The 13,081-nt window shown below is 63.0% G+C and carries 12 protein-coding genes; 7 read left to right on the forward strand and 5 right to left on the reverse strand.

Annotated features, from left to right (window positions below; all coding sequences use genetic code 11):
* Window positions 1-144: 144 nt before the first annotated feature.
* The 4 genes from pimC (at window position 145) to glpK (ending at window position 5,284) form a co-directional block, all read left to right on the forward strand.
* Window positions 145-1,335, forward strand: a complete 1,191-nt coding sequence (gene pimC, locus AC5ZG5_RS16410) for a pimeloyl-CoA dehydrogenase large subunit (RefSeq protein ID WP_130226618.1) — start codon at window positions 145-147, stop codon at window positions 1,333-1,335.
* A 150-nt stretch (window positions 1,336-1,485) separates the two neighbouring features.
* Window positions 1,486-2,628: a pimeloyl-CoA dehydrogenase small subunit gene (gene pimD / locus AC5ZG5_RS16415; protein ID WP_456642912.1), complete on the forward strand. Its 1,143-nt coding sequence runs from the start codon at window positions 1,486-1,488 to the stop codon at window positions 2,626-2,628.
* A 161-nt stretch (window positions 2,629-2,789) separates the two neighbouring features.
* A complete protein-coding gene (locus AC5ZG5_RS16420) occupies window positions 2,790-3,563 on the forward strand; it encodes an SDR family NAD(P)-dependent oxidoreductase (RefSeq protein ID WP_208828300.1) in 774 nt (257 codons plus the stop codon).
* A gap of 218 nt (window positions 3,564-3,781) precedes the next feature.
* Complete coding sequence (gene glpK / locus AC5ZG5_RS16425) at window positions 3,782-5,284, forward strand: glycerol kinase GlpK (protein WP_456642911.1); 1,503 nt, start codon at window positions 3,782-3,784, stop codon at window positions 5,282-5,284.
* Between the two features lie 152 nt (window positions 5,285-5,436).
* Here the strand turns inward: glpK and AC5ZG5_RS16430 are convergent, their stop codons facing one another.
* From AC5ZG5_RS16430 to AC5ZG5_RS16440, 3 genes are all read right to left on the reverse strand, one after another.
* Window positions 5,437-6,756 (reverse strand): TRAP transporter large permease, encoded by a 1,320-nt coding sequence (locus tag AC5ZG5_RS16430; RefSeq protein WP_456642910.1) that lies wholly within the window; start codon window positions 6,754-6,756, stop codon window positions 5,437-5,439.
* A 6-nt stretch (window positions 6,757-6,762) separates the two neighbouring features.
* On the reverse strand, window positions 6,763-7,272 hold the full coding sequence (locus AC5ZG5_RS16435) for a TRAP transporter small permease (RefSeq protein WP_456642909.1): 510 nt from the start codon (window positions 7,270-7,272) through the stop codon (window positions 6,763-6,765).
* Window positions 7,273-7,509: 237 nt separating this feature from the next.
* Complete coding sequence (locus AC5ZG5_RS16440) at window positions 7,510-8,526, reverse strand: TRAP transporter substrate-binding protein (protein ID WP_456642908.1); 1,017 nt, start codon at window positions 8,524-8,526, stop codon at window positions 7,510-7,512.
* 138 nt (window positions 8,527-8,664) lie between these two features.
* Here AC5ZG5_RS16440 and pobA point away from each other — a divergent pair, with 138 nt between their 5' ends.
* Window positions 8,665-9,834, forward strand: coding sequence for a 4-hydroxybenzoate 3-monooxygenase (gene pobA, locus AC5ZG5_RS16445; RefSeq protein WP_456642907.1), 1,170 nt, complete (start codon window positions 8,665-8,667; stop codon window positions 9,832-9,834).
* 288 nt (window positions 9,835-10,122) lie between these two features.
* On the forward strand, window positions 10,123-10,566 hold the full coding sequence (locus AC5ZG5_RS16450; protein WP_456642906.1) for a PaaI family thioesterase: 444 nt from the start codon (window positions 10,123-10,125) through the stop codon (window positions 10,564-10,566).
* A gap of 130 nt (window positions 10,567-10,696) precedes the next feature.
* On the opposite strand, the gene AC5ZG5_RS16455 is transcribed toward AC5ZG5_RS16450, so the two are convergent.
* A complete protein-coding gene (locus AC5ZG5_RS16455; RefSeq protein WP_456642905.1) occupies window positions 10,697-11,590 on the reverse strand; it encodes a LysR family transcriptional regulator in 894 nt (297 codons plus the stop codon).
* Window positions 11,591-11,706: 116 nt separating this feature from the next.
* Here AC5ZG5_RS16455 and AC5ZG5_RS16460 point away from each other — a divergent pair, with 116 nt between their 5' ends.
* Window positions 11,707-12,339, forward strand: a complete 633-nt coding sequence (locus tag AC5ZG5_RS16460; RefSeq protein WP_456642904.1) for a pyridoxamine 5'-phosphate oxidase family protein — start codon at window positions 11,707-11,709, stop codon at window positions 12,337-12,339.
* 11 nt (window positions 12,340-12,350) lie between these two features.
* On the opposite strand, the gene AC5ZG5_RS16465 is transcribed toward AC5ZG5_RS16460, so the two are convergent.
* Entirely contained in the window at window positions 12,351-13,079 is a 729-nt protein-coding gene (locus AC5ZG5_RS16465; RefSeq protein WP_456642903.1) for a glutathione S-transferase family protein, read from the reverse strand.
* Between the last annotated feature and the right edge of the window lie 2 nt (window positions 13,080-13,081).

Raw genomic sequence — 13,081 nt, forward strand, 5'->3', positions numbered from 1 at the left:
ACCGCGTGATCTCGCTTTGGGGCCTCGCTGGTAGATAGCTTAAGTCCACTACGAAGGCCGGGGGTTATGGGTCCCCGCCTTCGCGGGGACGACGAACGAGAAACACAAAGCAGAAATAGTTCATTTGCTCACAAGGAGGATCCGATGGATCTCGCTTTCACCAAGGAAGAAGTGGCGTTTCGCGAGGAAGTGCGGGCGTTCTTCAGGGACAATGTGCCGCCGGACACGCGGAGGAAGATGCAGGAGGGCCGCCATCTCTCCAAGGATGAGATGGTCACCTGGTGGCGCATCCTGAACAAGAAGGGCTGGGGCGTGTCGCACTGGCCGAAGGAATATGGCGGCACCGGCTGGACGTCCGTGCAGCACTACATCTTCAACGAGGAACTGCAGTCCTATCCGGCGCCGCAGCCGCTCGCCTTCGGGGTCAGCATGGTCGGCCCGGTCATCTACACCTTCGGCAACGAGGCGCAGAAGAAGCAGTATTTGCCGCGCATCGCCAATGTCGACGACTGGTGGTGCCAGGGCTTCTCGGAGCCGGGCTCGGGTTCGGACCTCGCCTCGCTCCGCACCAAGGCCGAGCGCAAGGGCGACAAGTGGATCATCAACGGCCAGAAGACCTGGACCACGCTGGCGCAGCATGCCGACATGATCTTCTGCCTGTGCCGCACCGATCCCAGTGCCAAGAAGCAGATGGGCATCTCCTTCATCGTGTTCAGCATGAAGTCGAAGGGGGTCACCGTTCGGCCGATCCAGACCATCGACGGCGGCCGTGAGGTCAACGAAGTGTTCTTCGACAATGTCGAGGTCCCGATCGAGAACCTGATCGGCGAGGAGAACAAGGGCTGGGACTACGCCAAGTTCCTGCTCGGCAACGAGCGCACCGGCATTGCGCGGGTCGGCGTCTCCAAGGAGCGGCTGCGCCGCATCAAGGAGCTCGCCTCCAAGGTCGAATCCGGCGGCCGGCCGGTGATCCAGGATCCCGCGTTCCGCGAGAGACTGTCAGCCTGCGAGATCGAGCTGAAGGCCCTGGAACTGACGCAGCTTCGCGTCGTCGCCGACGAAGGCAAGCATGGCAAGGGCAAGCCCAACCCGGCTTCGTCGGTGCTCAAGATCAAGGGCTCGGAGATCCAGCAAACCACGACGGAACTTCTGATGGAAGTGATCGGCCCGTTTGCCGCGCCCTATGACGTGCATGGCGACGACGGCTCGAACGAGGCCATGGATTGGACCGCCCAGATCGCGCCGAGCTACTTCAACAATCGCAAGGTCTCGATCTACGGCGGCTCCAACGAGATCCAGCGCAACATCATCGCCAAGGCGGTGCTGGGGCTTTGAGTTGACGGCTCTTGCCGTCACACACACTGGCGTCATGGCCGGGCTTGACCCGGCCATCCACGTGGTGGTGCAGACAGAGCAAGGGCGTGGATGCCCGGGACAAGCCCGGGCATGACGAAGAGTTTCCGATAATCCTGAGAGAGCAAGAACATGGATTTTGATTTGTCCGAGGAGCAGCGGCTTCTCAAGGAAAGCATCGACGGCCTGCTGACGGATTCCTACGATTTCGAGCAGCGCAAGAAATACATGCAGGAGAAGGGCGGCTGGAGCAAAGCCGTCTGGAGCAAGCTCGCCGAGCAGGGCCTGCTCGGCCTGCCCTTCACTGAGGCCGACGGCGGGTTCGGCGCCGGCGGGGTCGAGACCATGATCGTGATGGAAGCGCTCGGCAAAGCGCTCGTGCTCGAGCCTTATCTGGCGACCGTGGTGATCGGCGGCGGCTTCCTGCGCCATGGCGGCTCGGCCGAGCAGAAGGCCGCGCACATTCCCGGCATCATCGACGGCAGCAAGACGCTCGCATTCGCGCAGCTCGAGAAGAACTCGCGTTACGACCTGTTCGACGTCACCACGACCGCGAAGAAGAAGGGCGCCGGCTGGGTCATCGACGGCGAGAAGTTCGTCGTCCTCAATGGCGAGAACGCCGACACGCTGATCGTGACCGCGCGCACCAAGGGCGAGCGGCGCGACAGAAACGGCATCGGCGTGTTCCTGGTGCCCTCCAATGCCAAGGGCATCAGCAAGAAGGGCTATCCGACCCAGGACGGCCTGCACGCCGCCGACATCAGCTTCACCGGCGTCGAAGTCGGCAGCGATGCCGCGATCGGCAATCCCGAGGATGCGCTTGATCTGATCGAGCGCGTGGTCGACGAAGCCCGCATCGCGCTGTGCGCAGAGGCGGTCGGCGCGATGGATGAATCGCTCAAGGAGACCGTCGAGTACATCAAGACGCGCAAGCAGTTCGGCGTCGCGATCGGTTCGTTCCAGAGCCTGCAGCACCGCGCCTCCGACATGTTCGTCGCGGCCGAGCAGGCCCGCTCGATGTCGATGTTCGCGACCATGGCTGGCGACTTCGAGGATGCCAAGGAGCGCGCGAGCGCGATCGCGGCGGCCAAGGTGCAGATCGGCAAGTCGCTGAAGTTCGTCGGCCAGCAGTCGATCCAGCTCCATGGCGGCATCGGCATGACGATGGAGGCCAAGATCGGCCACTACTTCAAGCGCCTGACCATGATCGAGAACACCTTTGGCGACACCGAGTATCACCTGCGCCGCGTCGCAGACGCGGGCGGGTTGATCTAGCTGCTCGCCATTGCGAGCCCGTAAGCCGCATAATGGTCGTCATGCCCGGGCTTGTCCCGGGCATCCACGTCTTGGCGGCGAAGGAAGAGCGTGGATGGCCGGGTCAAGCCCGGCCATGACGGTGTGGAAAAATGCGAACAAGAGGAGGGAATAGCATAACAATGAAGAACACCCCATTCGATCTCACTGGAAAGGTCGCAGTCATCACGGGCTCGAGCCGCGGCATCGGCCGCGCCTCCGCCGAACTGCTGGCAAAGCTCGGCGCCAAGGTGGTGATCTCCTCGCGCAAGGCCGACGCCTGCCAGGAAGTGGCCGACGGCATCAACAGTAACGGCGGCGATGCGCATGTGATCCCCTGCAACATCTCGCGCCGCGAGGAAGTGGAAGCGCTGATCTCCGGCGCAACCAAACATTACGGCAAGATCGACATCCTGGTCTGCAACGCCGCGGTGAACCCGTATTACGGACCGCTGCTCGACATCAAGGACGAGGCGTTCGACAAGATCATGGGCTCCAACGTCAAGAGCAACATCTGGCTCTGCGCGCTGGCAATCCCGCAGATGGCCGAGCGCGGCAATGGCTCGGTCGTAATCATCTCGTCCATTGGCGGATTGCGCGGCTCGACCGTGATCGGCGCCTACGGCATCTCGAAGGCGGCCGACTTCGCGCTCTGCCGCAGCCTCGCCGGCGAATGGGGACCGAAAGGCGTGCGCGTCAATTGCGTCGCGCCGGGGCTGGTCAAGACCGATTTCGCCCGCGCGCTCTGGGAAGACGCCGAGCTTTTGAAACGGCGCACCGCCACCACCCCGCTCCGTCGCATCGGCGAGCCCGACGAGATCGCCGGCGCGGTCGCCTACCTCGCCTCCGACGCCTCCACCTTCATGACCGGCCAGACCATTGTCATCGACGGCGGCGTCACCACGGCAGCGGTGTAGCTTCGTCTCCCTCTCCCCGTTCTTCACGGGGAGAGGGTTGGGGTGAGGGGCTGCCTCCACAAATTCTGAACACCGTGAATGCGGCGCGTCCCCCTCACCCGGCGCTGCGCGCCGACCTCTCCCCGCGAGAGCGGGGCGAGGTCGAGCCGGCGGCATATTGACCTTCCCGCGCCAATCCGCTCCCTTGGCGCAAACCATCACCTCTGGGAAGGAGCGCCATGTCCTTTGTGCTGGCCATCGATCAGGGCACCACGTCCTCGCGCGCCATTGTCTTCCGCAGCGATATTTCCATCGCGTCAGTGGCGCAGCAGGAGTTCCCGCAGCATTTCCCGGCCTCCGGCTGGGTCGAGCATGAGCCGGAGGACATCTGGACCTCGACCATCGCCACCTGCCGCAATGCGCTGGAGAAGGCCGGTCTCAAAGCGAGAGACATCGCCGCGATCGGCATTACCAACCAGCGCGAGACCACTGTCGTATGGGACCGCGCGACAGGCCAGGCCGTGCACCGCGCCATCGTCTGGCAGGACCGTCGCACCGCGGATTTCTGCGCCCGATTGAAAGCAGATGGCCATGAGCCGGTGATCTCGGCCAAGACCGGATTGATCATCGACCCTTATTTCTCGGGGACAAAAGTCGCCTGGATCCTCGACGGCGTGCCCGGCGCGCGAGAGCGTGCCGAGCGCGGCGAGCTGCTGTTCGGCACCGTCGATTGCTATCTGCTCTGGCGGCTCACCGGCGGCAAGGTGCACGCAACCGACGCCACCAACGCCTCGCGCACCCTGCTGTTCAACATCCACACCGGCGAATGGGACGACGAGCTCTTGAAAATCCTCGGCGTGCCCCGCTCGATGCTGCCAGAGGTGAAGGACTCGTCGGCGAAATTCGGCGACAGCGTGCCCGACCTGTTCGGCGGCAGCATCGCCATCGCAGGCATCGCCGGCGACCAGCAAGCTGCGACCATCGGGCAGGCCTGTTTCGAACCCGGCATGATCAAGTCGACCTATGGCACCGGCTGCTTTGCGCTGCTCAACACCGGCACCACGCCGGTCAAATCGAAGAACAAGCTGCTGACCACGATCGCCTACCAGCTCGGCGGAAAGCGCACCTACGCGCTGGAAGGCTCGATCTTCGTCGCCGGAAGCGCAGTGCAATGGCTGCGCGACGGGCTCGGTATCATCAAGCAGGCCGCCGAGACCGGGCCGCTCGCCGACAAATCCGACTCGATGCAGAGCGTCTATCTGGTGCCGGCCTTTGTCGGCATGGGCGCGCCCTACTGGAATCCACGCGTGCGCGGCGCGCTGTTCGGCCTCACCCGGAACACCGGCCCGGCGGAGCTCGCCCACGCCGCGCTGGAGAGCGTCTGCTACCAGACCTACGATCTCTGGGCGGCGATGCGCGCCGACTGGCCGGATTCGACGGCGGCCAACATCGTGCTCCGCGTCGACGGCGGCATGACCGCGTCCGACTGGACCATGCAGCGATTGGCCGATCTGCTCGACGCCCCGGTCGACCGCCCGATGATCCAGGAGACCACGGCGTTAGGGGCCGCCTATCTCGCGGGCCTGCAGGCTGGCGTCTATCCCGAGCCGACGAAATTCGCCGACAACTGGCGGCTAGAGCACCGCTTCAAGCCCGCGATGAGCCAGGCCACGCGCGAGCGGAAGCTGGCGGGTTGGGCGAGGGCGGTGAAGGGTGTGCTGGCGAGTGATGAGGAGGAGTGATGGGTCGTTCACCGCCAGCGCCACATTCTCCGTCATGCCCGGGCAAAAGCGCGAAGCGCGTCTTCGCGCAGATGTCCCGGGCATCCACGTTTGGCGACAACGAAGAACGTGGATGGCCGGGACAAGCCCGGCCATGACGAATGGAGAGATCGCTAATTCGCCATCATCCGCTGCGGCAACCACGTGGCGAGCAGCGGGAAGGCGATCAGGATCACGAGCCGGATCAGGTCGGTGACGACGAAGGGGATCACGCCCTTGAAGATCGTGGAGAAAGACACGTCCTTCACCACGCTCTTGATCACGAACACGTTCATGCCGACAGGCGGATGGATCAGGCCGAGCTCGACGGTCATCACGATGATGACGCCGAACCAGATCGGATCGAAGCCGAGATGCATGATCACCGGGAAGATGATCGGCACGGTCAGGATGATCATCGCCATGGCGTCCATCAGGCAGCCGAGCACGAGATACATCACCATGATGACGGCGAGGATGCCGTAGCTGCCGAGCCCGAGGCCGGTGAGGAATTCGGTGACCTTTTGCGGGGTCTGCGTCACCGTCAGGAAATAGCCGAAGATCAGCGCGCCGATCAGCACGGTGAACACGGCGGCCGCGGTGCGCGTCGCCTGCAGCAGCGAATTGAGGATCTTCTCCTTGTCCAACCGTCCGGTGAGAATGCCGATCAGGAATGCGCCGGTGGCGCCGACCCCACCGGCTTCCGTCGGCGTGAAGCGCGGCAGGAATAGCAGGCCGTAGAGGCCGCCGATGACAAAGATGAAGAGCAGCACCGGCGCCCAGATGTCGCGCAGGCCGGCAAAGCGCTCGCGCCAGGAAATCCGCTTCCCCGTCGGCAGGAAGCCGGGCCTGATGTAGCCGATCAACGCGATGGTAATCATATACATGGTCATCGCGAGCAGGCCCGGGATAATGCCGGCGATGAAGAGTTTACCGATGTCCTGCTCAGTGATGATGCCGTAGACCGCGAGCACGGTCGACGGCGGCAGCATCGCACCGAGCGTGCCGCCCGCCGCGATCACGCCGGTGGCAAAGGATTGCGGATAGCCGAAGCGGCGCATCTCCGGATAGGCCACGGCCGAGAACGTCGCGGCGGTCGCGACCGAGGAGCCGCAGATCGCGGCGAAGCCGCCGCAAGCGGCGACGGTGGCGATGCCGAGCCCGCCGCGAAGATGGCCGACAAAGCCATTGGCGGCTCGGAACAATTCGCGGCTCATGCCGGAATTGCTGACGAAGGTCCCCATCAGGAGGAACATCGGGATCACGCCGAAAGTGTAGTCGGTCACCGTGCGCATCGAGGTCTGGCCGACCAGTTTCAGCGCCGGCGTGGCGCCGACCAGATAGCTGAAACCGCAGACGCCGACGAGGCCCATCGCCATGCCCACGGGCACGCGGAGCAGCATCAGCGCGAACAGCGCGACAAAGCCGATGATGGCGACGGCGTCGGTACTCATCGGCGCTTACTCCGTCGCCTTGATCTTGGGATCGTGCATCTCCTCGGGGTGGAAGATCAATCTGTAAGTGCGGATCGCGATCAGGAGCACGGCAGAGACGTCGCCGATCCAGGCGAGCGCAAAGAACGGCCAAGTCGGCATGTGCAGGTCGAAGGTCAGGACATTGTCGTTGTAGGTGCCGCGCACCTTGTCGAACAACGTCCAGGTCTGCACGGAGACCACGAACAGCAGCACCAGCGTCGCGAACACGTCGATGACGCGCTGGTATCTCGGCCCGACATTGGCCCAGACCAGGTCGACGGTGATGTGGGTGCCGCGATAGGACGTCGCGGCGATGCCCCAGAAAATGAGGATGCCGAGCAGCATCCGCCCGATGTCGAAGGAATCCGGAATCGAGTAGTTCAGCGTATTTCGCAGGAGCACCGCAAGGAAGATATTGGCGGCGACGATGCCGACGAATCCGGCCGCGATCCATTCGATCGTGTCGATGAAACGGTCCATGTAAGCGCGTTTCATGTGCTCGGTGTCCTATTGCGTACGATCACTTGATCGAGGCCGTCTCGCAGCATGGTTCACCTCTCCCCATCGGGGAGAGGTCGGCGCGAAGCGCCGGGTGAGGGGATCAGGTCCCACGAGGGAGCGGAACCCCTCACCCGGATCGCATCTGCGATGCGATCCCACCTCTCCCAGGGGAGAGGTGGGCACCGCCGATGCAGCACCAGCACAATCCGATCTCATCGGATTCATGAGGCACTACTGCGCGAGCGCGTTGTACTTCGCGAGTGACGCCTTCAGGTCGGCCATCGCAGCGTCCGCATCGACGCCGGCCTTCTTGACGCCGTCGGCCCAGGTCTTGACCAGTGGCTCGGCCGCCTTCTTCCACAGCGCGGTCTGTTCCGGCGTCAGCTTGTAGACCTCGTGGCCGGACTCGGCCTTTACCTTGTCGATGCCAGCGTCCTCGAACTTACCCCAGTGCTCGCCGACCATGCCCGCCATCTCGGTCGAGCAATTCTTGTCGATGGCGGCCTTCTGGCGGTCGGACATCGCGTTGTACTTGTCCTTGTTGATGACGAAGACGAAGGTCGTGACATAGAGCGGCGCCTCCATGTCGTACTTCGTCACCTTGTCGATGCCGAACAACACCAGCGAGCCCCAGGGAAAGGTGACGCCGTCGGCAACGCCGCGCTCGATGATGTCGCGCACTTCAGGCGCTGAGGACTGCACATTGGTGCCACCGAGCGAGGTGACGAAATTGGCCATGGTGGCGTGCGCAGGCCGGATCTTCAGGCCTTTGACGTCCTCGGGCACGACGATCTTCTTGGTGCGAGAATGGAACGAAGACGGCGAATGGACGAAGGCCAGACAATATTTGACGTCCTTCATCTCCTTCTCGGCATATTTGCGGTACCAGGCATCCAGTCCCATCGAGCCGCCCTTGGCGTCCGAGATCAGGAACGGCAATTCGCCGGCGCCGACGATCGGGAAGCGGCCGGGCTGGTAGCCTGGATTGACATAGGTGACATCGGCGATGCCGTCGCGCGCCATGTCGTAATGGTCGAAGGCCTTGCCGAGCTGCTGGGCCGGGAACACCTTGCCCTTGATGGTGCCGCCGGAATCCTTTTCCACCGCCGCGGCCCAGTCCTCCAGCGACTTTTGCAGCGGATGGGAGGCTGGCACCCAATGCGAGATCTTCAGGTCGAACGTCTTCTCCTGCCCGAACGCAGGCGTCACGCTGGCGGCCAGCAGCAACGCCAGAACCGTCTTCCTCATCGGCATCCTCTCCCTCTTTGCGGGCCTTTGGTGGCCCTTTGCGATTATTGTTATATGATATAATCACCATTGCAAGCTGACGACAGCGGCCGGCCAGCGGGTATAAGCTGTGGCCTACGGTATCGGGAGGAGCAAAAATTGCGGTCAAAGGTAGCAATTATAGGCGCAGGTCCGGCAGGATTGTTGCTTGGGCAACTACTTCACGCCCATGGCATCGACAATGTGATCCTGGAACGGCAGACGCCGGACTATGTGCTGGGACGGATCCGCGCCGGCTTGCTGGAAGAGGGCACGGTCGGCCTGCTCGACCAAGTCGGCGCAGGCGAGCGCGCCCATCGCGAGGGGCTGATTCATCACGGATTGGAACTCGCCTTCGGCGGCGACCGGCATCGCATCGACATGCACGCGGCGACCGGCAAGACGGTCATGATCTACGGACAGACCGAGGTGACGCTCGACCTGATGAACGCGCGGCAGAAGGCCGGGCTCACCACCATCTATCAGGCCGCCGATGTCCAGCCGCATGATTTCGACACCGACCATCCGCGCGTCTCTTACGTGAAGGATGGCAAAGCAGGCGAGATCATCTGCGACTTCATCGCGGGCTGCGACGGTTTCCACGGCGTCAGCCGCGCCAGCGTGCCGGCTTCCGCCATCAAGACCTATGAGCGGGTGTATCCGTTCGGCTGGCTCGGCATCCTCTCGGAGACTCCTCCGGTCTCGCATGAGCTGATCTACAACAACCATGACCGCGGCTTTGCGCTGTGCACGATGCGCTCGATGCACCGCAGCCGCTATTACGTGCAGTGTCCGCTCGACGACCATATCGACCAATGGTCCGACGAGCGGTTCTGGGACGAGCTGAAGCGGCGGCTCGACCAGAAGGCGGCGGACGAACTCGTCACCGGCCCCTCGATCGAAAAGAGCATCGCGCCGCTGCGCAGCTTCGTCGCCGAGCCGATGCGCTTCGGCCGGATGTTCCTGGCCGGCGACGCCTCGCATATCGTGCCGCCGACCGGCGCCAAGGGACTGAACCTCGCCGCCAGCGACGTGCACTACCTGTCGCAAGGCTTACGTGAATATTACGACGAGAGATCTTCCGCTGGCATCGATGGCTATTCCGCCAGAGCGCTGGCGCGGGTCTGGAAAGCGGTGCGCTTCTCCTGGTGGATGACCTCGATGCTGCACAAATTCCCCGATCAGGGCGAATTCGGTGCACGTATCCAGCTCGCCGAGCTGGACTATCTCGTCAGCTCCAAGGCGGCGTCGACGTCGCTGTCGGAGAATTACGTCGGCCTGCCGCTATAAAATTGTAGGGTGGGCAAAGCGAAGCGTGCCCACCATCAGCACTCCGCTCGCGATGGTGGGCACGCTTCGCTTTGCCCACCCTACGGGCTACGCCGTCATTGCGAGGAGCGTAGCGACGAAGCAATCCATGCGCCCACGCGGGGAGAAATGGATTGCTTCGCTTCGCTCGCAATGACGACGGAGCATTTCAAACATCCGCGCAGATGCCGTTTAAAACTTTGTATGCGGTGAAGCTGTCATCGACATCGCGTTCAATGGCGCCGAGATCACCAGACATACGGGCCGACCATGAGCACCGATACTTCCGTCATTGCCGACATTCCGGAAGGCTTTGAGCCTCACTTCCGCAAGAGCCCGCTCACCGATCCCTGGGAGCCGCTTTATTCGAAGCGCACCGACAGGGCAGTGATCATGGGGCTCAGGCTCGCAAGGGCGCACACCAACTCGCGCGGTCTGATCCATGGTGGATTGATCGCTGCACTCGCCGACAACGCGATGGGCTATAGCTGCGCCCAAGTGATGGGCTGGACATCTTCGCTGGTGACGGTCTCGCTTGCGGTGGATTTCATTGGCACTGCCGAGATCGGGCAATGGCTCGCGGTCGAGACCGACGTGATCAAGACCGGGAGCACGATCTGCTTCACGCAGAGCCTGGTGAAGGCGGACGACGTCATCATTGCGCGCGCGAATGGGACGTTCCGGGTGATGCCGAGGAAAGACAATGTCAGATGACGCGGGTCGCCATTGCACCTTGCACCGTCATGCCCGGGCTTGACCCGGGCATCCACGATCTTCTGCGCGGCGACAAAGACGTGGATGGCCGGGACAAGCCCGGCCATGACGGAGAATGGTGAGACGAGCGCTAGCCAAATCGCCAGTCCGCGGTCTCAGTCACCAGATCGACGAAGGTGCGCACCTTGGCCGAGAGTAGGCGCGAGGTCGGATAGACGATGTGGATCGGCAGCGGCGGCTGCTCGAATTTCGCCAGCACGATCCTGAGCCGCCCTGCCTTCAGCGAGGCAGCCGCCTGATAGGCGAGCACCCGCGTCAACCCGCCGCCGGCTTCGGCGTATTGAATCGCGGCATCGGCGTTGTTCGATGAGAAGCGCGGACTCGGCGCGACGCGGACCTCCTGCCCTTCCTCGACGAAGCGCCAATCCGGCGCCGCCGACATGGCGCCGAACTGAATGGTGTCATGCGCAGCGATATCCGCGGGCCGCTTCGGCTCGCCGCGGGCGCTCAGATATTGCTTCGACGCCACCACGATGCGCCGCATCTCGCCGACATGGCGAGCAACGAGTGTCGAATCCGGCAGGTGTCCAATCCTGACCGCAAGATCGACGCCCTCCTCCACCAGGTTGATCATGCGGTCGGAGAGCCTGAGGTCCGCGCCGACGTCGGGATAACGCTTCAGGTAGGCCGTCACCATGGGACTGACATGCAGGCGGCCGAAACCGACCGGCGCCGAGATCACCAATCGCCCGGCCGGGCGCGTGCGCTCGCCCTCGACGGCCTCCTCGGCCTCTTCGAGATCGGCAAGGATGCCGCGGGCGCGTTCCAGATAGCGCGAGCCGGCATCGGTCAGGGTCACGGATCGCGTGGTCCGCTGCAACAGCCGCGCACCAAGCCGCTCCTCCAGCGCCGCGATCAGCCGGGTCACGGCCGACGGCGACAGCCGGAGCTTTCGAGCCGCAGGCGCAAACCCCTGCAGATCGGCCACGGCGACGAAGGCCTGCATGGCATCAATGCGGTCCATCGCATTATTGCATAAGCCGCAACAGTGAAGTGTCAATCTCCTTGATTGTTCAATTCGTAGAAAGATCCCATCTCGGACGGTGAACGATGCTTTGGCGCTACACCCAGGAGGCTCGAATGTCAGACACTCAGGTCTATCCGAGCGACGTCGCCTTCACGCCGGCGGTGAAGGCGATCCAGGCGCGCAAAGGCTCGCGCGAGGCCTATGCTCAGGCCGAACGGCGCGGCTGGCGCACCGAGATCGACGAGAATTTGGCAGCCTTGCTGGCCAACACCAACAGCTTTTATTTCGCGACCGCGTCTGCCGGCGGCCAGCCCTATATCCAGCACCGCGGCGGACCGAAGGGATTCATCAAGATCCTGGACGCAAGCACCATCGCGTTCGCCGACTTCAGCGGCAACCGGCAGTACATCACCCAAGGCAATTTGTCGGAAAATCCGAAGGCGTATATTTTCGTGATGGATTACGCACATCGCAGACGCGTCAAGCTCTGGGGAGAAGCGCGCGTGGTCGACGACGACCCGGCGCTGACGCAATCGCTGATGCCCAAGGGTTACAGAGCGCGTCCCGAGCAGGTGATCCTGTTCAAGATATCGGCCTGGGACACCAACTGTCCGCAACACATCCCGCAGAAATTCGATGCCGCCGATGTCGCTGCGGTGCTGGCCGCACGCGACGCACGCATCGTCGAACTCGAGACGGAGCTGGCTGCATTGAAGCGCCAGCCGCAGCCTGTGACATCATCTTAGGCGAACTGATCTTAGGCCGCTTCGCGCACGGGCGACCAAGCGAACTCTGGATAATATTGCCCCATCATCCGGTCGACATAGTCGGTGAGATTGCTGAACTTCTCGGTCCGCGCGCGTAGCGGTGAATCGAAGAACGGGGTCAGGATTCCCGCAAGCGCCCCGAACGCGGTGGCATCCGTGCCGCACGGCGTATCGCCCATCAAATACGGCTTGTCGCCGAGCTGCACGGAAAGCGCGAACAGCGATCGGATGGCGAGGTCGATGTCGTCGTCGGGCGCATGGCGGCCAAGGCCAGACAGAAGATAATTCTCGGCGACACGAAATTGAGCATCCTCGCGTAGTTTCTCGCGCATGTGTTCCGGCGCGCCATCGAAGAAATGCGACGGCCCCTTGGCAAAATTAGTTTCATCGACCCAGCGTGCGCCGACCAGGGCCCAATAGACATGGTGCTCGATCATCCGTTCGAAGGCCCAGGCCTGCGCGCGCGCCTGCAAGCTCAAGGGCGCATCGAAGTCGAAGCCGTATTTGCCTTCGATATGCGCGCGGATGAAAGTGGAATCGGCGATGGTCTCCGCTTCGTCACGGATATAGGGCAACTGCCCCTTGGGCGAACTCGGCGGCATCGCCTTCTCCTTGCAATAGGCAAGCCCGGCCATTTTCAATTGGACCTCGGTCTTGGTCACGAACGGGCTGATTTCCGGCAAGCCGAACCCCGGACCGAAGCCATGGAGAATGATCATAT

The sequence above is a fragment of the Bradyrhizobium sp. Ses1 genome (assembly GCF_059512365.1).

Coding starts and splice junctions, on each gene's coding strand:
- AC5ZG5_RS16455 (WP_456642905.1), bottom strand. CDS start 11,590: ATGGACCGCATTGATGCCATGCAGGCCTTCGTCGCCGTGGCCGATCTG.
- AC5ZG5_RS16440 (WP_456642908.1), bottom strand. CDS start 8,526: ATGAGGAAGACGGTTCTGGCGTTGCTGCTGGCCGCCAGCGTGACGCCT.
- pimD (WP_456642912.1), top strand. CDS start 1,486: ATGGATTTTGATTTGTCCGAGGAGCAGCGGCTTCTCAAGGAAAGCATC.
- glpK (WP_456642911.1), top strand. CDS start 3,782: ATGTCCTTTGTGCTGGCCATCGATCAGGGCACCACGTCCTCGCGCGCC.
- AC5ZG5_RS16460 (WP_456642904.1), top strand. CDS start 11,707: ATGTCAGACACTCAGGTCTATCCGAGCGACGTCGCCTTCACGCCGGCG.
- AC5ZG5_RS16465 (WP_456642903.1), bottom strand. CDS start 13,079: ATGATCATTCTCCATGGCTTCGGTCCGGGGTTCGGCTTGCCGGAAATC.
- AC5ZG5_RS16420 (WP_208828300.1), top strand. CDS start 2,790: ATGAAGAACACCCCATTCGATCTCACTGGAAAGGTCGCAGTCATCACG.
- AC5ZG5_RS16450 (WP_456642906.1), top strand. CDS start 10,123: ATGAGCACCGATACTTCCGTCATTGCCGACATTCCGGAAGGCTTTGAG.
- AC5ZG5_RS16435 (WP_456642909.1), bottom strand. CDS start 7,272: ATGAAACGCGCTTACATGGACCGTTTCATCGACACGATCGAATGGATC.
- AC5ZG5_RS16430 (WP_456642910.1), bottom strand. CDS start 6,756: ATGAGTACCGACGCCGTCGCCATCATCGGCTTTGTCGCGCTGTTCGCG.
- pimC (WP_130226618.1), top strand. CDS start 145: ATGGATCTCGCTTTCACCAAGGAAGAAGTGGCGTTTCGCGAGGAAGTG.